This window comes from Clostridium sp. D53t1_180928_C8, assembly GCF_015667795.1.
GTDB lineage: Bacteria > Bacillota > Clostridia > Clostridiales > Clostridiaceae > Clostridium.
In genome coordinates this window covers 192,600-213,103 of the sequence record NZ_JADPEL010000002.1, presented here as the reverse complement: position 1 = coordinate 213,103, position 20,504 = coordinate 192,600, and the positions used below count along the sequence as shown (strand labels likewise).

Genomic DNA, 20,504 nt, shown 5'->3' with positions numbered 1-20,504 from the left:
TATAATTTTCAACTGTGTTGTAAAAAAAACAAAAAACGTTCCGTAATATAGATAATATTGTCATTTTTAATCGAAAAAAATTTAATATTAGCTCTAAAAATAAAAAAAAGTATATGATAAAATTTTAATTAATTAGAGAATTAATAATTAGAGGTTAAAATATGACATTAAAAAATATAATTACAAAATTGAGATATCTTAATTATGATAAGGAAAAAATAAAAAAATATAAAGATATAATAGATAAAAATAATTTTGAAATACTAAGAGATGTAAGTCTTATTATCAGTATAGTTTATTTTTTTGTTTTTTTATTTTTTTTATTTTTTAATAGAATATTAGAACGAGCTATAGGTGGTTTTATAATGGGAGTACTTTTATTAGGGGTTCACTCATATAGTGCATATGTAATAAAGAATAATATACGTATTTCAGGCATATTGATAAATTCAATTATTATGATAACATCTATTTTATGTTATTTATCATGTATTTATTTAGGGACATTCCAATCTAGAAACGACTTGGCTGTTACTATAATATGGACATTTTTATTTGTTCCAATTGTATTTAATCTTATGCCAGTTCAAAATCTTATTATAATTCCATGTGCAATAATCTTTATTTATTGTAGTTACATAACAAAAGATTCTGTTAGATTTACCTATGATACTATTCATACAATAATAATAGTATTTGTTGGAATGTTTATGTCTTGGAATAAATCAAAGCAAAAAATTGATTATATCGATGCTAATGAAAAGTTATATTATGCCAGTGCAACAGATGAGTTAACAGGCTTATATAATAGAAGAAAAATATTTAATAAGTTAGAAAAAATTAAAACAGAATGTATAAGTGAAAATAAAAGTATGTTTTGTTTAGTAATGGATATAGATGATTTTAAAGCTTATAACGACTTATATGGACATCCTAAAGGAGATTTGTTATTAAAAAAGATAGGTGAAAAATTAAGGGAATATTCTCTACTTAATGATATTAAAATAGGAAGAATAGGTGGAGAGGAGTTTCTTGTTGTCTGGAAGGAAAAGCAAAATATAAATAATCAATATAAAAATTTAGATTTGAAAGAGCAAGGTGAATTTATAGCAGAAGAAATAAGATTAATTATAGCTAATTTAAATATTACTCATAAGGGCTCAAAGGTTTCAGATATAGTAACTGTAAGCCAAGGATTATATATAGCTGATATTAAGAATAAATTTGATTTTGAAAATGCATATATTTTAGCTGATATGGAGTTATATAAAGCAAAAAAGCAAGGGAAAAATTGTTGCTATATCAAAATGTAGATATAAAGTATAAATAAGCAAGTATATGCAATTGGAAATTGATTACATTAGTATAAAATGATTTAAGATGAAATAATAATGAATAATATAAAAATTGACTTACAAAAGATTAAATGTTAATATACATAGTATGCTATGTATTGAGGAGGATGGAAAATGCGTAACTTTGATCCAAAGGAGCATGTTGGACTTTTGGTTAAATTTGTTAATGGGAAAATAGTAAATAAGATAAATAAAAACCTACAACAATTTAATTTAACAGGTGTTCAACATGAAATTATTTGCTATATTGATAGAAATGAAAAAGAAAGAGATGTTTTTCAAAAAGATATAGAAAAATGTTTAAAGTTAACTAATCCTACCGTAACAGGCATAGTAAAGAGATTAGAAGAAAAAGAAATGATTGTTAGATGTCCAAGTAGTAATGATGCTAGATATAAATGCCTTCATGTAACTGAAAAGGGAAGGGCAGTTATATGTAAGAGCTTTCAATTTGGAGCGAATCATATAGAAAAACAGTTAGTTAAAGGAATGACTGACGAAGAAGTAAAAATGTTAAAAGATTTACTATATAGATCATTAAAAAATATGGAGGAATAAATTCCTCTTATTTTTAATTTAATACATAGCTAACTATGTATTATTTAAAATAATAAATTTGCCAAATAACATGAGTGTTGATGTCTGTAAAAACAACAGGTACATTAGCAGCAATGTTTTTATAAAAAGTGAAATCTATGTACAAGCATATACAAGATACAAACTAAATTCCAGACAAATAAATACACAATAAATCGGGATTATATAAATTAATAGATATAAAATCAATCATGTATATGTATAAGCAAGTACACAAGATATTAAAAGGAGAGGTGAAATGTATGATAAAAAAATTAGCTCCTTATATGAGGAAATATAAAACTCCTTTAATTTTAGGTGTTTTATGTGCTGCATTAGAAGCTACTTTCGAATTATTAATACCATTAGTAATGGCACAAATAGTTGACGTTGGTATTTCTACAGGAGATACAGGTTACACAATTAAAATGGGATTATTAATGGTTGTTATGGCAGCTATATCATTAAGCTTTGGTCTAGGATTATCAAAGTTTTCAGCTATAGCAGGACAAGGATTTGGTGCAGAACTTAGACAAGCTGAATATGAAAAAATTCAATCTTATTCATTTAAGAATATTGAAAAGTTTAGTACGGCATCATTAATAACAAGATTAACTACAGATATTACAATGATACAGAACTCATTAACAATGGGAATAAAGCTTTTAGTAAGGGCTCCTATGATGCTTATCGTTGCTTGTATTCTTTCAATTACAATTAGTCCTAAGTTAGCAATGATATTCTTAGTATCAATGCCAGTTCTTATTATTTCAATTGGTCTTATAATTAAGAATGTTAAGCCAAGATTTGAGGCAATGCAAGGAAAGATAGATAACTTAAATACTACAGTTCAAGAAAACTTAATTGGTATTAGAGTTGTTAAATCCTTTGTAAGACGTAATAAGGAAAAAGAAAAATTCAAGGTTAGTAATGAAGATTTATTACAAGCTTCAGAAGGTGCGTTTAGCATAGTTGTTTTAAATATGCCAATTATGCAAGTTGTTGTTTTTGCTAGTGTTATAGGTATTCTTTGGTTTGGTGGAAATATGGTTTATGCAGGTACATTAACAGTTGGTAAGCTTACAAGTTTCATGACTTATTCATTCCAAATACTAATGTCTCTTATGATGCTTTCAATGGTTCTTATGATGATGTCAAGAGCAGTTGCATCAGCACAACGTATAATTGAAGTTTTAGAAGAAAATCCAGATATTAAGGATCCAGTTAATCCAATAACAGAAGTTAAAGATGGAGAAATTGAGTTTAGAAATGTTAATTTTAGATATGAAGATGATAGTGATGAAAATAACTTAGAAGCAATCAATATCAAGATAAAAGCTGGTGAAACTGTTGGTATTATTGGAAGTACAGGTTCAGGTAAATCAAGCTTAGTTCAACTTATACCAAGACTTTATGATGCAACTGAAGGTGAAGTTTATGTTGGTGGAGTTAATGTTAAGGACTACCATATTGAAACATTAAGAAATGAAGTTGCTATGGTACTTCAAAAGAATACATTATTCTCAGGAACTATTAAGGAAAACCTTATGTGGGGTAATGAAAATGCTACTGATACAGAAATTGAAGCAGCAGCAACATCAGCATGTGTTGATGAATTTATTGATAGACTTCCAGGAAGATACGATATGCATATTGAACAAGGTGGAGTTAACGTATCTGGAGGACAAAAGCAAAGGCTTTGTATAGCACGAGCTATATTAAAACAACCTAAAGTTTTAATCTTAGATGATAGTACTAGTGCGGTTGATACAGCAACAGATGCTAAGATTAGAAAGGCATTTGCAGAAGATTTAAAAGACACTACTAAGATAATAATTGCTCAAAGAGTTAATTCAGTATCTACTGCAGACAAGATTATCGTTATGGATGATGGTAAAATTAGTGCAATTGGAACTCATGATGAGTTAATGGAAAGTAGTGAAATTTATAAGGATGTATACAAATCTCAACAGGAAGGGGTGGGTTTACGTGAATAAGGATAAAATTAATGGAAAACCTGGAAAAAAACCAGGACCTCCAAAACCTAAGAATATGAAAAAAACATTAAAGACATTAATGCAATATGTAGGCAGATATAAAGTATTGCTAACAATAGTAATGGTTCTAATAGTTATAAATTCATTTGCTATGGTAGCTGGTTCATATTTTTTAAAGCCATTAGTAAATAATTATATCTTACCAGGTGATTTTTCTGGGCTTGCAAAGATGTTAGTATTATTAGGGACAATATTTGGATTGGGTGCAATTGCAGCCTATGGATACGCAAGAATAATGGTTCATATATCACAAAATACAATAAGTAATATAAGAACAGATTTATTTAATAAGATGCAAGAGCTTCCTATTAAATACTTTGATAGAAATACCCATGGGGACTTAATGAGCTTATACACTAATGATATAGATAATATTGGTGAAGCTTTAAATAACAGTTTTACAAATATATTAGCCTCAGGGCTTACATTTATAGGAACAATAATAATGATGTTTGTATTAAGTCCAATTCTAAGCATAATAACAATAACCTTCTTAGCAATAATGATATTTGTTATAAGTAAGGTTGGAGCTAAGAGTAAATATTATTTTGGAATGCAACAAAAGAATATTGGAAAGTTAAATGGTTATGTTGAAGAAATGATAGAAGGACAAAAGGTTATTAAGGTATTCTGTCATGAAGAAGAGGCAATTGAAGATTTCAAAAATCATAATGAAGAGTTAAGAAAAGCTTCAACAGGAGCTCAAACATTTGGTGGATATATGATGCCAATGTTAGGAAATCTTTCTCATATGAATTATGCAGTAACATGTTGTGTTGGTGGATTAATGACTATTGCAGGTGCATTTGACCTTGGTTCATTAGTTTCATACTTACAATACACAAAGCAAGTTTCTAACCCGATTGCTCAAGTTTCTCAACAAGTAAATATGATATTAGCAGCTCTTGCTGGTGCTGAAAGAATATTTACAGCTTTAGATGAAGAAGTTGAGGTTGATGAAGGTAAGGTTACTTTAACAAGGGTTGAAGTTAAAGAAGATGGTAAATTACTTGAAACTGACAAGTATACGGGGCATTGGGCTTGGAAGGTACCTGCATCAGTAGTAGCTAAAATGAGAAATGGTATGGAGAATTCATCAATTTCAGAAATGGCAGCAACTACTGAAAATTTAGGAGATTCTCATTTAGAATCAGCAGCATCATTAACTGATGAGCCAATATTAAGAGAGCTTACTGGTGATGTTAGATTTAAGAATGTTGTCTTTGGATACAATGAAGAAAAGACTGTTTTAAAGGACATTAGTTTATTTGCTAAGCCAGGACAAAAGATTGCTTTTGTAGGTTCAACAGGAGCAGGAAAAACTACAATTACTAACTTAATTAATAGATTTTATGAAATCAATTCAGGAACAATAACTTATGATGGAATTGATGTTAAGGATATTAAGAAGGATGATTTAAGAAGATCACTTGGAATAGTACTTCAAGATACCCACTTATTTACTGGTACAATTGCTGATAATATCAGATATGGTAATTTACATGCAACTGATGAAGAAGTTAAAGAAGCAGCTAAGCTTGCTAATGCCCATACATTCATCAAGCATTTACCACACGGATATGACACAGTTATTACTGGTGATGGGGAAGGTTTATCTCAAGGACAAAGACAATTACTTGCTATTGCAAGAGCAGCAATTGCTAATCCACCAGTTTTAATAATGGATGAGGCAACAAGTTCAATTGATACAAGGACAGAAAAGCTTATTGCAGAAGGTATGGATAAGCTTATGGAAGGAAGAACTGTTTTCGTAATTGCGCATAGACTTTCTACTATTAAGAATTCTCATGCAATAATGGTTCTTGAACAAGGTGAAATAATTGAAAGAGGAAATCATGATTCTTTATTAGAAGAAAAGGGAAGATACTATCAATTATATACAGGTAAAGCAGAATTAGATGTTGAAGATGAAGTAACAGCATAAGACAAAACTTAGGCTACCTAGCAAGTTATTAACTTATTGGGTAGCCTTTTTATATGATATTTAATTAAATATAGCAACTCCACAGCTTGGAATAGTAAAATGATTATATCCTTTATTAGGGAGAATATTATCAGAAAATAAAATTTCACCTTCACAGCTGTAAATTGTTATATGTTTATTATCTAATTTACAATCATTTCCGATATTTAAATGTAAATCTGAACTACATGAACCATTTACAAATACCATAGTTTTATATAAATTATTTAAAGTTATAACTTCATTACTATGATAACTACAAACAAAGGTATCATCAAAAACTCCAGATAAAACATTATATCTGTTGAAAGGATTTAATGGAGCAAAAGTACCATTAATAAATGCATCACGATATTTATTCCATAAGTCACAGTAGAATTTCAACATATTATAATGATGTTTAGGAAGAGTATCTATAAGCATTGATATTTGAGGAACACTAAATAGTATATTTATAAATTGAAGTGCAGCACTTTCAACGGTATCATTTGTATTCCACATTATCATGTCAGAATGAACAGCTGAATTACCAGCTAATAATCTAACATCACATATTCTTAGACGATTTTCTAAATCATCTAAAGGGCAATCAACCGCTCTAAATATATTTCCATAAGTCCTCATCATTGGACCATTATAAGTTTGTCTAAATTCTAGCATAATATTAGGCTTAATAGCTTTTAATCTACTAATACAATCTTTTAATAATTTATCAGCAGCATCAGCAACGGATTCAAAATCACGTCTCTCATCATTTGGATTACCACTAAAAGGAGTAACAACAAATTCATCAACAAAATCTAATTTAAATCCATCTAAATCCCATTCAACTAATGCTTTTTCATAAATATTTATAATGTATTCACGAACCTCAGGGAACCTAGGATCAAGAACATACCATCTTCTATTATTAATAGGATCAATAAGCATATCTTTAAATCTTTCAAAGACCTTTGATTTTTCACCTATAAAAGGAACTGTATACCAAAATAATATCTTTAATCCCTCTGTATGTACATTATCAACAAAGGCTCTCATATTTTTAATTTTAGAAGTAGCAACTTCCCAATCACCACAGTAAGCATAACCTCTATTATTATCATCAGTTTGCCAACCATCATCAATTATTATAGATTCACAGCCAAGAGCTTTAGATAATCTACATTGATTTAAGATTTCCTTTTCATCAATCATTTGATGGAAGCTATACCAAGAAGAATACATAGCTTTTCTTGCTAGCTCTGGAACTGAAGCAGGTTTGTTACCATCTAAAGCTTCCCACCATTTAGCTACATTATCTAAAGCTTCATAGTAAGGAATTTCATTAGTATCTATTCTTATAGTTAAGGAATAAGAATCTCTAGCTATATTGCAGCCTTCGAATAAGGTTATATTATATTCATATTCTGCAGTTTCTTCACTAATTAATGATTGGAATTTTATTGTGTTTAAAGTATCAGATAATGCAATAGTAAATTTATTTGTATTATTATAGTTCATTAAGCACTCTGTAGGTGCTCCAGTAAAGCCGTTGCAAATATGAAGATTATTGAACCAATCAAGATTTAATGCCTTTAATAAATGAATTTTAGAATTCCATTTATAATGTATATCAATAGCAGGCACTGATAATTTTAAGGTAAGCTTAGGAAAGATAATTTTATCCTTGCTAGTAAAATTAAGTGTCATATATTCTATTGAATCCTTAGTTTCTATTTGTGTGTCTATATTGATAGTTGATATGTTTCCTAGTATCTTTAAATTATATTTTTCCATATAAAAATTACCCTCCAAAATTCTTACCATAGTTAAAAATGTTAAATCATAATTAAATGATAATTCAAAGGGAGGGTAAATAGAATGTACTTTTTTATCACTATTACATGTAGTTTTTTTATTAATAACATTAATAAAATAGAGTAATAAAATACAGTGAAAGCTTGTCTTAGATATCAATCTAGATAAATAATAATAACATACATGGAATTAACAAACTAAACTGAAAAAATATTGTTTAAAGCAATTATAATAAAATAATAAATTTAAATAACCTACATAGAATCTTTACAACAATTACGTAATCTATATTCTTTAGGTGGAACTCCAACTATAGATTTAAATGCCTTACTAAAATAAAATGGATCAGAATATCCGCAAAGTTCAGCAACCTCCTTAACGGTAAAGTCTGTTTCATTAAAGTATGAACAAGCCCTTTCCATTCTATACTTATTAATAAATACAACAGGTGGAACTCCAACTTCCTTCTTAAATAACCTGCTAAAGTAGGTAGGAGAAACAGCAAATAAATTAGCTATATTATTAACATTTATATCTTCGGAAAAATGGTTTTTAATATATTCCTTTGAAGCTTCAATAATATCATCCATATAATTATTTTTAAGGGTATTGTTATTATATTCATCAATTAATTTATTAAATATAATGTTTATTCCAGAGTGTAATTCATCATAGTTGCTACAAGAAGATATACATTCATCTAATTCAAGAGCAATATCAGAAACATAATTTTCTGTAATATTATTAATATCACAAATATCAATTAACATCTTAAAACACTTATCAATTTCAGCTTGGGTAGCATCATTTTTTTTAAGATTATTAAGAAGAGTATTACACTCATTAATAATGCTAGAGCTTTGATTATTTTGTAGCATAAATTTAAAACTTTTTTCTATATCATCACTAAGAAAATTTCTATGTCTATGTAGATACAACTTACTTTGAGAGCAATCTATTATAGTTGATTTTGAAAATATAATTTTCTTTTTAACAATAGTTCTAATTATTTGGGCTGTAATACCTAAATCACTTATATTATTTAAAATATTACTTATACCAATAGTTACAGGTACTTTATTATCATTACAAACACCTAAAACTTCGCTACAAAATTCATTAATACAAGTATGGGTATCATTATTACTAGCATAAACTCCAAAAACTTCATTACCTTTTTTCCCTGGAATTAAAAAGAATTTAGAGTCATTAACAATATAGCTTTTACTAATAAGCTTTAAGTCAATTTTATTCCAAGTTTCACTAAATGGAGTAGCTAAATCTATAGTAAAGCTAGAATAAGGACCAGCTATAAATAACATTACATAATAATGCTTATAATTTAAATTTACATTTATGGATGTTGAATCAGCAACCGGTGAGTTAATTAATTTATCTATTATATGTTGCTCATAATCCTTTTTCTTCATGGACAGCTTTGATTTTAAATTATCAAATATATTTTTAATGTCATCAATTATTATAGGTTTTAAAAGATAGTCATCAACGCCTGCCTTCATTGCACCCCTAGCATATTCAAAGTCTTTATAACCACTTATAATAACAAAATGAGTAGATAATCCTTGAGTTTTAATTTTTTCTATCATTTCGATTCCACTTAGGATAGGCATGTTAATGTCAGTAAATACAATATCAGGCTTAAACTCAAGGACCTTTTCATAGGCATCTTGTCCATTAATAGCCGTGGCAACTATATTTATCTCGCTATCTATTTTTGAGATTTTATTACATAAGTCCTTTAATATTAGTTGTTGATCTTCAGCAATAATTACATTAATCAAAGTTAATCATCCTTTCTATAATAATTTTACAGCCATTTTCATAAGTAACATAAAAGTTAAAATTAGATTTATAGAATATAGCAAGTCTTGAATAGATATTTTTCAAGCCTAATCCACCAATACTTAGCTCTTTATATGTATCCTTATAATTATTAGATTTATATTTATTAATAAATTCCATTAGTTCAGATAATGCCTCCTCATTAAATCCAATACCATTATCTTGAATTATTATTCTATAAAAGTTTTGGCTAGATGTTGTTTCACAAGTTGGGTTACTTTCATGAATGTTTGAATTAAATGTTAAGTCATAGTTTATATCATCAATATCATATTCATCAGATTTTGGACAATAACTATAATCAGATTTCCAGCTAAACTCACATTTTATACTTATATGCCAAGGGGGGGTACACCCAGCAAAGGCATGTTTAAAACAGTTTTCTATCAATGGTTGAATTATAAGTCTAGGTAAAGGCACATTATAAAGCTCAATAGGAATATCAATATCATAATCAAAATCATCTACATGAGAAATTTTCATTAGTTCTAAGTAATTCTTAGTATGATTAATTTCATCAATTAATTTTGTTTCCTTACTGTTAGAGGTTGTATATCTAAGCATTAATGATAACTCTTGGCACATTTTTTGAGTTACTTCACTTCCATAAATATCACTAGCAGCACTTATAGCATTTAATGTGTTATATAAAAAGTGAGGATTAACCTGAGCTTGGAGAGCTACAAAGCTAGCTTCAACTTCCTTAATTTCAGACTCATATGCTAAAGCCATAGATTCCTTAAGTTTATCAACCATATTATTAAAGGAGTCATTAATTATGGTAAATTCATCTACACCTTCAACATGGATATTAAGCTTTGTGTCATTATCTATATCTATTTTATTAATATGATTTATCAATTCATTTAAAGGGGTAAGTAATTTTCTAAATATAAAGAAGCATGTACCAAGCGTTGCTACTAATATTAATAATGCTACACTTGAAGATAGAACAACAGCTATTGTACTTTGTCTATTTAAATATTTATTATTAGATACAAGCATTACATTAAAGTTAGTATATTTAGATTCTTCAATTAAATAAGAGTAGTCATGACTAAAATGCTCAGTTTTATTTTCTGAAATATTATTTTTAATTTTTTTCAATGTTAATTCATCTATTACACTAAAGTCATTATTTATAGGATAAATAACATTATAGTTATCATCAAAAATTATTATTTCTTTATTGTTTTCAAATGTTGGTTGTGTACAAATATCATTTAAAACACTATAAGGTATTTCAACTTCTATAATAGTATCTTTAAGTAAATCATTGTCAGAAAAACTTTTATAAGTAGAAATAACATAGCTATTTGAATCATTCCAAGGGCTAACATGGGGTGGAAGCATAATATTTTCTGTTTCTTTATTAAGGTTATTAATAGTTTCAAGGTAATTATTATTTTTAAGAGTATCCTTTATGTGGCTTTTATTATTTAGATAATATCCAGAATAATAAAAGTAATTAAGATTTTTATTAAACAAATAAATATTAGATATATTAGGATAAAATAATACTGTTCCTAAATTACGTTCAATAGATTTTTCAATAGTTAATAAGTCAAGGTCAGACATAGGAGTATTTTCATTGTTTATAGCAAATAAAATATCCTTAAGAACAGGATTATAGGATAAATATGAAATTGATGTATCCATTTGGTTATATAGTTGTTCTATTTGAGTAAGTATACGTTCTGCGATAATTTGATTATTAATACTTTCATTTCTTTCAGTTTGTTTTCTTGCGATAAATCCATATAAAATAAAGCAAAAAAATACTAAAGTTGTTATTATTCCTGTAATAGCAATAGTGAGTTTATGTTTAAAATTAAATTTTTTCATGTTTTTCCCATCCCCTACTTTAATTTAAACGTTACCAAAAACATTCTATCACATGCCATGTAAAAATCAAAACAAAAACAAAAAATGCAAAAAAATACATTAAACCTTTTCAGAAAAGTACATTTTATGTAATTTACAGTTTATATATAATAAAAACGTGGAAAGGTTAAAAATAAATAAAAAATCTAGGGGGAAGTTGAGATGAATAAATTTTTAAAATGTAGTGTTGCAGCAATTGCAGCAGGATTATTATCTTTCTCAGTTGTAGGCTGTGGAGCGAAAACAGAATCTGGCGATACAGGTACATCAGGAGGTTCAAAAGGCGGAAAAACTATAACAATTGGTATGAAAGCAACACAAGTTGAAATTTCAAATATCAATCATCATAAAGAAGTATGGGAAGAGAAGACAGGAAATACATTAGAAATTCAAGCTGTTGACGATAATCAGTTTGAGCAATTATTACTTACTAAAATGACTTCAGGTGGAATGTGGGATATGTTCGTAGGAGATACAGGAACACAAGCTACTAAGTACAATCATGAAAAGAATCTATTAGATTTATCTTCAGAAGAATGGGTTGGAAGATTAAGCGATATAGGAAAAGAATTTGCTACTCACTCTGATGGAAAGGTTTACTGTTTGCCATATGGAGGTATTAACTCTTTCGGTATAGTTTATAACAGAGAAGTATTTAAAAATAATAATATAGAAATTCCTAAGACTATTACTGAATTTGAAGCTGCTTGTGAAAAGTTAAAGTCAGCAGGAATAACTCCATTATATGTATCAATGAAAGATGGTTGGACTGTAAACCAAATAATAAATGCAGAATGGCCAAATATATTAGCTAAAAATCCAGATGCTTTAGAAAAATTAAATAACAATGAAATGAGATGGGATGAAATTCCTGAATTCGTAAAATTATTTGAAAGATTAAATAGTTGGGTAGAAAAAGGATATATTAATAGTGACTTAGCTACAGCTAGTTATGAAATGGCTCAAAAAGCTATAGGTTCTGGACAAGCAGCTATGATGTATATGGGTGACTGGGCAGATCCAGAGTATGTTAAGACAGCACCAGAAGCTGAAGGCAAAATTGGTATGTTTGCACCTCCTTCAGAAGATGGAAAAAGCTACTTAGCAGCAGCAGGTCCTGGTGGAATATATGTTTCTAAAGAAACTAAGAATGTTGAAGAAGTTAAAGATTTCTTAAGCTACTTAGCAGAAGAAGACACTATTAAAGCTGATATTGAAAAAAGAGCATGTACTTCAGTTTGGAAAGGTATAACTAATGATAAGGTTAGTGAAACATTAAAAGATTCACAAGTTTACTTTGATGAAGGCATGAGTCAAAAACACTATAATCAAACTTACGTTATAGTTCCTCCAGCAGAAGCTGAAAGTGCATTATTATCTGTATTATTAGGACAAAAATCTGCAGAAGAAGCTGCAAAAATTTGGAGTGATGAAGTAATAAAAGTAGGAAAGCAATTAGGTTTTGATGGATTCACAAAATAAAATAATTAAGAGAAATTAAAGAGTTAAAGGCTGATGCAATAATAATTTGTAGTGTTAATTGAAAAAATTAAAATGATTATTTTGCATCAGTTATTTTTTGAAGGAGAGTGACAAGATTGGGAAAACTAGAAAAGAAATATTATCCACTATATCTATTTATACCTGCATTAGTTATTTTTACAATTTTCTATGTTGGTTCCCTTGTAGGTGGTATTGTATTTTCATTTACAAACTGGAATATTTATAACTTTGAAAATCCACAATTTATAGGGTTAGAAAATTTTAAGGACTTATTTACATCTATAAGCTTTTTACCAGCATTAAAAAATGTAGTCATATTTGCAATAGTTACAACAGTTTTAAAAGTAGGAATAGGTTTAATAATAGCTTTATTATTAAATAACAAATTTAAGGGTAGAAATTTCTTTAGGGCAGTTTCATTCTTACCATGTACTATCGGTACATTAGTTATTGGATATGTGTTTAGCTTTATTTTACAGCCAGATACAGGAGTATTAAACATATTTTTAAATAGTATTGGTCTTGAAAATTTAGCATTAAACTGGTTAGGAAATCCAGATATTGCACTATATTCAGTAGCGGCAGTTGAATCATGGATATGGATAGGGTTTAACGTTGCAATTCTTTTAGCAGGATTACAATCTATACCTGAAGATATTTATGAAGCAGCTCGTATTGATGGAGCAACACCATGGCAAAGATTTAGAAAAATAACACTACCATTCTTAAGACCAACTATAAATACAACAATAACATTATGTGTAATTGGTGGATTTAACGTATTTGATATCATCATGTCAATGACAAATGGTGGTCCAAATGGAGCAACACAAGTTATAAGTAAATTATCTTATGATGCAATGAGATCAGGAACTATGGGATATGCATCTGCAATAAATGTTATTCAATTATTATTAATAATTCTTATAATATCACCACTGTTAAAGTTACTTAGACGAGGGGAGGAAGTATAATGGCAATGACAAAGAAGAATAAAGAAATAGCTAAAAAAGTAGGAATATATGCAGCTTGTTCTGTTATAGCTTTCATGGTTTTAATACCACTATACCTTGTTTTATTAAACTCCTTTAAAACAGTTTCTGAATCAGCAGTAGTTGGTTTATCAATGCCAGAAAAATTCATGTTTGAAAACTATCCTTATGTTATTAAGGAAGGAAAACTTATAAGAGCTTTCTTAAATAGTATTTTCATAACTGGGAGTGTTGTTTTATTAACTGTTATCTTTGGTTCTCTTGCAGCATTTGTAATATCAAGAAGAACTGATAAAATAGCAAAATTTGCAGGAAATTATTTTATATTAGGACTTATAGCTCCAATTGCATTAATTCCTGAGGTTGCAATAATAAAGGCTTTAGGCTTAAGTGGAACATATCTTTCAGTAATATTTATTCATATAGCTGTTAAGCTTCCACTAAGTATTATGCTTTACTCTGGATTTATTAAGGGAATTCCAAAATCACTAGATGAAGCAGCTATGATTGATGGTTGCTCACCTTTAAAAATGTTCTTTAAAATAATATTCCCACTATTAAAACCAGCCACATTTACAAACATAATAATAATATTTATGGGTGTTTGGAACGACTTCCAAATATCACTATACTTCATAACAGATCAAGCAAAAAATACATTACCAATGAGTATTTACAGCTTCGTTGGATATATGACTTATAAGTGGAACTATGTATGTGCATTTATTATATTAACAATATTACCAATATTAATAATTTACTTATTTGCTCAAAAATATATTGTAGATGGTATGATTGCAGGTTCTGTTAAGTAGTTTAACTTTTTGAAAATAGAGAAAACATAAAATAAAAATGGAAAACTATGAGGGGGATAAAGAGGAATGGTAAGAATAACAAAGTCATTCAAAAAAGCAGTATCTTCAGTAGTAGCGTTAGGAATGATATCATCACTGGCAGTAAATGTTGATGCTGCCAGCCTACGTTCAAGTAAGGCTCAAATAACAGTGGACTATAACACAAGTATTGGAACAGGTAATAAATATTTATTTGGAGGATCTGGTATACCTTCTACTGATGAAGCTACAGCGTGGTCTTCTATGAATAGTGAAATGGGAGTTTCGCTAGTTAAGATACCAGTTGACTTAGCAAGACTTTATCCAAATGAAAATGGGGAAGTTGATACAAACGTAAAAGAAGAATATCTACATGTTGCATCAGGACAATTTACAAGAGCTCAAGGTGCAGATATGGATATTATGATTGAGTTTGTAAATTTACCATTATGGTTAGATAAGAATAATGATAAGAAATATGATGATTAAGCAAAGTACACAAAGATGATAAAAGAGTTTTTAGAAGCATCATCAGATTATAAAAGTATAATTAAGTTTATAGAAATAGCCCCAGCTCCATCATTAAGTGAAAATGATTTTGTAGATGTATATTATACAACTGCAAAGGCAGTAAGATCATTAGGTCCAGATTATACTATAGGTGGACCAGGATATGAATTAACAGGAACAAATGATAGTTCTTTAGGAAAAATAAGAGGATTATTAACTAGATTAAATAGTGAAGAAGATAAAACTTTATTACAATATATATCTGTAAGATCTTATAGCCTTAATGCTGAATCTTGGACTGCAGATTACTTTGGAGAGTTTAAAGAAGGTAGAAAGAAAATAAGAGAATGGTCTAACAATGCAGACTTACCTCTTTTCATGACTGGATGGACAACTTCTTCTAAAGGTGCATCAAGTGGTGATGGTAACATAACTGGCTCTAATGGTATAAAACAACATGCTAGTGGTTTATTTAAAGCAATGAGAGATGGTTGGGATATGGTTCTTTTTGAAAGCACAACATCATCTAAAAATGCAACTGGAAGTTACACATATACAGTAGATAACAGTGGTAAAGTTAAGTTAAATCCATTTGCAAAAGCTTGGGATTTACTTTCAAACAAGCTTAAGTTAGGAAAAGGTGACTTTAAAGTAGTTTCTACAGACATGGGTGATAACTGGATAGTTGATGACTCAATTGCAATGATTAATAGTAGTAATGAAGCTATAATATTAGCAACTAACTTTAGTTCAGAAAAAACAGATGTTAATGTTGAGCTAAAGAATGTTCCATATGAAGATGGAAAAGTTCAATTAGAATGTTATGTTGCAAAAGATGGTGTATCTTCAGCAACACCATATGCAACAGTTGAAGCTGAAGTTGTTAATGGAATGATTAATGCAAAAATACCTTCAATTCCTGCTAATGGAGCAACAGGAATCGTAGTAAAGGGTGGAACTAATAGAGAATTACCAGCTCAAACTATGTATGAATTTGAAAGCCAAGATAATCATTTTGGTGGAAACACAGAAATTACATGGCAATCAGGAGCGTCTTTCAATAGAGTTGTAAGAAACTTTGGTGGAGAAAATAACTTTGTTACCTTAAAGAAGGTAGCTGCTGATGGTAGTGGGATATATACAGCAAAATTATATACAAATTCAAAAAGTTCTTCAGTAAAAGTATCAGTAAATGGTGCAGAGCCAATTACAGTTGATGCAAGTTCAGCAACATTAACCAAGGCAGCTGAATTTGATATAGAGTTAAATGCAGGTAATGAAAATACTATTAAGATATGGACAACATCTGGAGAGTTAAGACCAGATAGATTAGTATTAGTTGCAAAGGATATTAAATTATCAATAGGATTCCAAAACTTAAATACTCTTGCTTCTGAAGGTGAAGGGGCTGATAAGAAGTATATACTTCCACTTGCTCGTAAAGACTTTAAAATAGATGCAAGAATATTCCCAGAAAATGCAGCAGGTTCAAATAGCATTGAATATACTTCAAGTAATGACGCTGTAGTAACTGTAAATAATGAAGGGTTATTAAATCCAGTAGCTGTTGGTGAAGCTGTAATTACAGCAAATGTGGTAGGAAATCCAGAAGCTAAAAATTCATTTAAGTTAGTTGTTAAAAATGCAGTATCAGGAATTTCTGTAACTCCAAAAATACTTACATTAAAGAATAATCAAACTGCAAATATATCAGCAACTATATCACCAGCAGATGCAGAAAATAAGAATATTACTTGGTCATCATCAAATCCAGCTCTTATTGAAATAGTAAGCAGCGATAATAATGGGGCACAAGTAAGAGTTATTGGTGAAAGTGGAAATGCAATAATCACAGCAAGAACTGTAGAAGGGGGTTATGAAGCAACTTGTTCAGTAACAGTTGTTAAGCCAGAAGTAGCAGGTTCTATTAATATTGATTATGGTAATACAATTGCAAATGGTTCATCAGGAATATTTGGTGTTACTCACTATCCAAGTATTAATAAAACTGATAGTGATGTTGGAGATCATTCAGTTGTTTGGGAAATGTTAAGAGATGATATGGGAGTTAAGTTTATGAGAGCAGATGCTCGTCTTCAAGAAATACTTCCAATTTGGACAAAGACTCCTAATACAAACTGGGCAGCAAATTCAGATATTCAACCAGGTCAACCAAACTATGTAGAGGCAGATTACTACTATGTAACTGGACCAGATGGGGTTGAAAGAAAATTTACAGTAGAAGGATACAGAGCAGATATGGATCACTTCGCTGAAACTGGTGAATACTTAAATGGTATGTCAAATCCAGAAAATTGGAATACTGATAGACTTATGAATTGGGTTAAAAAAGCAGATGAAATGGGATTTGAAGTAATGGTTATGACATTCCAAATTCCAGAGTGGTTAGCATCAGGATATCCATTACCAGGAGCACCACATACAGAAAAAGCTTGTAATAGTGCACCTAAGGATTGGGAAATTTTTAGAGATATAATTCAAAAGGTTTATACAATGGTTAAGCCTTATGCAGATTACTATGAATTCTTAAATGAACCACATTGGTATGTACCAAAGGGTGGAGATCAAAGAAGACCAGATGGTACAGTATATCCAGATAGCAATAAGGTTAACTTAATTGCTTCAGATACAATGTACCAAGCAATGGATGCTATCTATGAATTAGAAGGTGGAAAGCCTACTATGAAATTAGGTGGTGGAGCTGATGATAGCTGGGGTGGAAACTATGGAGTTTTAGGAACATTATTATCAGATGAATATTCAAAGGAATGGCATGATAGAATTGATTTCGTATCTATTCATAAATATGGAACAAGACCTGCAAACCAAGATAGCAGCAATGAAGGTGCTAACAGCAGAAACTTTAAATATTGGTTAAGACAAAAAACAGGAAAAGATTTACCTATATTCTTAAATGAATATAATGCAAGTACTGGACAGCCTCATGAATATCATAGTGGAGCTAAGAGTATGTCATATCATGGAAGAATTATGATTGATATGATGGTTGATGGATATGAAGGTGGTGGATACTACACTTGTTATCCAAGTGATGTACCAATGGATGATTATGAAGCAAGTGCTGGTTGGGTTGAAAGAGGTAAGGGTGTTTATGCTTGGAATAATGGTAATCCAACATTAGCAACTTTCACAAAGACTTGGAATCTTTTATCTAAGAAATTAGGTTTAGGAGATGGAGACTTTAAGGTAAAATCAGCAAATATGTCAAATAGCAAAATCAGTGATGGTATTGGAGCTATTAATGCTAATGGTAAGCCAGTTGCATTCTTAACTAATTACTCAGGTAGTGAATATGGTGATGTTTTTGTTAACATGAGCAATGTTCCTTATGCAGTTGGGGATACGGTTAATATAAAAGTATATTCAATGACAACAGATTCATCAATTGATATGGAACCAGAAGTAACTAGTGCAACAGTTCAAGAAGATGGATCATTAGTAGTAACAGTAGATACTATAGGAGCTAATGGTGTTGTAGGTATTATATTAGATGGAAATGAAACAGCTATTAAAAATACAACAGTAGAGTTTGAGTCATACTTAAATAAATTTAATGGATTAACTAAGATTGAATCAGAATCTTCAGCTTCAAATGGAAGAGTTGTAAATAAAGTAACTAATGGTGAAAACAACTCAGTTGATGTAATGGTAAATGTAGAAAAGGAAGGGCTTTATGATACAGCAATACATTACAATTCTGAACAAGAAGTTGTATTAAGTTATTCTGTAAATGGTGGAGAAACAAATACAATAACACTTCCATCAACTACAGGAATTTCAGTAGCTGCTATGGAACTTAATCTTACAGCAGGAGAAAATACTATTAAGTTCTTTAACAATTCAGATGTTGCAATTAAGTTAGATAAGCTAGAAATGGCACATTACAGTGTAGTTGTTGATAAAACGTTATTACAACAATTAGTAAATTCAGTTAAGGATTTAGTTGAAGATCAATATACAACAGAGAGCTGGAATAATTTTAAGAATGCTTTAGATAAAGCAAATGAAGTATTAGTAAATGAATCAGCAACTCAAGATGAAGTAAATAGAGCTAAAACGGTACTTGAAGAAGCAATTAATGCTTTAGAAGAAAATGCAGTTGAACCACCAGTAGTTGCAATTAAGACTCATTTAGAAATAGCTGTAGAAGTGGCTGAAGAAGTAACTGAAGAAGAGATTTCTAATGTAGTTCCAGTAGTTGTTAATGAATTGAAAGCAGCACTTAAAGAAGCTAAAGAAGTATTAGCAAATGAAGCTGCAACTCAAGAAGAAGTAGATGCATCATTTAATAGATTAAGTGAGGTAATGCAATTACTAGAGTATAAAAAAGGTGATAAAACTCAATTAATAGAATTAATAGAAAGAATTAATGGGCTAAATGGAGAAGAATATATAGCTTCAACGTGGAATAAGCTTCAAGAACAATTAGTTATTGCTAATAAAGTAGTTGCAGATATAAATGCAATGGAAGAGGAAGTATCTGAAACTTATGAAAGCTTATTAAGAGCATTCTTACAATTAAGATTAAAACCCAATAAGGATAAGCTAGAAGATTTAATAAATAAAGCTGAAGGGCTTAGTGGAGATAAGTATACAGAAGAATCTTGGTCAAATTTAAAAGATGTATTAAAAGTTGCCAAAGCAGTATTAGCTGACGAAAATGTAACTCAAGAAGGTATAGATTCAGCAGTAGAAAAATTAAATGTAGCTATAAATTCTTTAGCTGAAAAGAATACAGATAATGGAGGTAAGCCAGATAACGGTGGTAACTCTGGAAATGGAGATAATACTAATAAGCCAGATAGTACAGTTAAACCGGATAATGGTAACAATAGTAATCCAAATAGCGGAAATAATAATTCATCTGGAAAATTACCTCAAACTGGACAAGAGTCAAATGTATTAATATATACAACAATCTTATTAATTGTAGGAGGAGCTATATTAATACGAAGTAAAAAGGTTAAAAACTTTACAAAATAATTGCTAAATCTAAGTAGTTATAATGTGAATTTTTATAAAAATATATTTTCCCCAAATATATTTTAATGCTTTAATATATAAAACTTTAAGGATACTTGGATTAATCAAGTATCCTTAAATATTAA

General features: G+C 29.4%; 12 protein-coding genes. 9 read left to right on the top strand and 3 right to left on the bottom strand.

Annotation, left to right across the window (positions count from 1 at the left end):
• Positions 1-365: 365 nt before the first annotated feature.
• The 4 genes from I4V51_RS02330 to I4V51_RS02315 all read left to right on the top strand — a co-directional run bounded on the left by I4V51_RS02330 (position 366) and on the right by I4V51_RS02315 (position 5,933).
• Positions 366-1,313 (top strand): GGDEF domain-containing protein, encoded by a 948-nt coding sequence (locus I4V51_RS02330; RefSeq protein WP_195986727.1) that lies wholly within the window; start codon positions 366-368, stop codon positions 1,311-1,313.
• A gap of 156 nt (positions 1,314-1,469) precedes the next feature.
• Positions 1,470-1,913 (top strand): MarR family transcriptional regulator, encoded by a 444-nt coding sequence (locus I4V51_RS02325; protein ID WP_195986726.1) that lies wholly within the window; start codon positions 1,470-1,472, stop codon positions 1,911-1,913.
• Between the two features lie 281 nt (positions 1,914-2,194).
• A complete protein-coding gene (locus I4V51_RS02320) occupies positions 2,195-3,928 on the top strand; it encodes an ABC transporter ATP-binding protein (RefSeq protein ID WP_195986725.1) in 1,734 nt (577 codons plus the stop codon).
• Positions 3,929-3,983: 55 nt separating this feature from the next.
• Entirely contained in the window at positions 3,984-5,933 is a 1,950-nt protein-coding gene (locus I4V51_RS02315) for an ABC transporter ATP-binding protein (RefSeq protein ID WP_243281375.1), read from the top strand.
• A gap of 60 nt (positions 5,934-5,993) precedes the next feature.
• On the opposite strand, the gene I4V51_RS02310 is transcribed toward I4V51_RS02315, so the two are convergent.
• The 3 genes from I4V51_RS02310 to I4V51_RS02300 form a co-directional block, all read right to left on the bottom strand.
• Positions 5,994-7,748 carry a glycoside hydrolase family 36 protein gene (locus I4V51_RS02310; protein WP_195986723.1) on the bottom strand — a complete coding sequence of 585 codons (1,755 nt, stop codon included), beginning with the start codon at positions 7,746-7,748 and terminating at the stop codon, positions 5,994-5,996.
• A gap of 275 nt (positions 7,749-8,023) precedes the next feature.
• Positions 8,024-9,571 carry a response regulator gene (locus I4V51_RS02305; protein WP_195986722.1) on the bottom strand — a complete coding sequence of 516 codons (1,548 nt, stop codon included), beginning with the start codon at positions 9,569-9,571 and terminating at the stop codon, positions 8,024-8,026.
• On the bottom strand, positions 9,564-11,477 hold the full coding sequence (locus tag I4V51_RS02300) for a sensor histidine kinase (RefSeq protein ID WP_195986721.1): 1,914 nt from the start codon (positions 11,475-11,477) through the stop codon (positions 9,564-9,566). The genes I4V51_RS02305 and I4V51_RS02300 overlap by 8 nt, the downstream gene beginning before the upstream one ends.
• Positions 11,478-11,678: 201 nt before the next feature.
• Here I4V51_RS02300 and I4V51_RS02295 point away from each other — a divergent pair, with 201 nt between their 5' ends.
• From I4V51_RS02295 to I4V51_RS21325, 5 genes are all read left to right on the top strand, one after another.
• Positions 11,679-12,998: an ABC transporter substrate-binding protein gene (locus I4V51_RS02295; protein WP_195986720.1), complete on the top strand. Its 1,320-nt coding sequence runs from the start codon at positions 11,679-11,681 to the stop codon at positions 12,996-12,998.
• A 116-nt stretch (positions 12,999-13,114) separates the two neighbouring features.
• Positions 13,115-13,993: a sugar ABC transporter permease gene (locus I4V51_RS02290; RefSeq protein WP_195986719.1), complete on the top strand. Its 879-nt coding sequence runs from the start codon at positions 13,115-13,117 to the stop codon at positions 13,991-13,993.
• Positions 13,993-14,826, top strand: coding sequence for a carbohydrate ABC transporter permease (locus I4V51_RS02285; protein ID WP_195986718.1), 834 nt, complete (start codon positions 13,993-13,995; stop codon positions 14,824-14,826). The genes I4V51_RS02290 and I4V51_RS02285 overlap by 1 nt, the downstream gene beginning before the upstream one ends.
• Positions 14,827-14,892: 66 nt before the next feature.
• Positions 14,893-15,333, top strand: a complete 441-nt coding sequence (locus I4V51_RS02280) for a hypothetical protein (RefSeq protein WP_195986717.1) — start codon at positions 14,893-14,895, stop codon at positions 15,331-15,333.
• A 15-nt stretch (positions 15,334-15,348) separates the two neighbouring features.
• Complete coding sequence (locus I4V51_RS21325; RefSeq protein WP_195986716.1) at positions 15,349-20,379, top strand: Ig-like domain-containing protein; 5,031 nt, start codon at positions 15,349-15,351, stop codon at positions 20,377-20,379.
• The last annotated feature ends 125 nt before the right edge of the window (positions 20,380-20,504 follow it).

Bases quoted from the DNA above. Each gene is read 5' to 3' on its own strand.
- I4V51_RS02330 (WP_195986727.1), top strand. From the start codon at position 366: ATGGGAGTACTTTTATTAGGGGTTCACTCATATAGTGCATATGTAATA.
- I4V51_RS02310 (WP_195986723.1), bottom strand. From the start codon at position 7,748: ATGGAAAAATATAATTTAAAGATACTAGGAAACATATCAACTATCAAT.
- I4V51_RS02285 (WP_195986718.1), top strand. From the start codon at position 13,993: ATGGCAATGACAAAGAAGAATAAAGAAATAGCTAAAAAAGTAGGAATA.
- I4V51_RS02315 (WP_243281375.1), top strand. From the start codon at position 3,984: ATGAAAAAAACATTAAAGACATTAATGCAATATGTAGGCAGATATAAA.
- I4V51_RS02295 (WP_195986720.1), top strand. From the start codon at position 11,679: ATGAATAAATTTTTAAAATGTAGTGTTGCAGCAATTGCAGCAGGATTA.
- I4V51_RS02280 (WP_195986717.1), top strand. From the start codon at position 14,893: ATGGTAAGAATAACAAAGTCATTCAAAAAAGCAGTATCTTCAGTAGTA.
- I4V51_RS02320 (WP_195986725.1), top strand. From the start codon at position 2,195: ATGATAAAAAAATTAGCTCCTTATATGAGGAAATATAAAACTCCTTTA.
- I4V51_RS02325 (WP_195986726.1), top strand. From the start codon at position 1,470: ATGCGTAACTTTGATCCAAAGGAGCATGTTGGACTTTTGGTTAAATTT.
- I4V51_RS02300 (WP_195986721.1), bottom strand. From the start codon at position 11,477: ATGAAAAAATTTAATTTTAAACATAAACTCACTATTGCTATTACAGGA.
- I4V51_RS21325 (WP_195986716.1), top strand. From the start codon at position 15,349: ATGATAAAAGAGTTTTTAGAAGCATCATCAGATTATAAAAGTATAATT.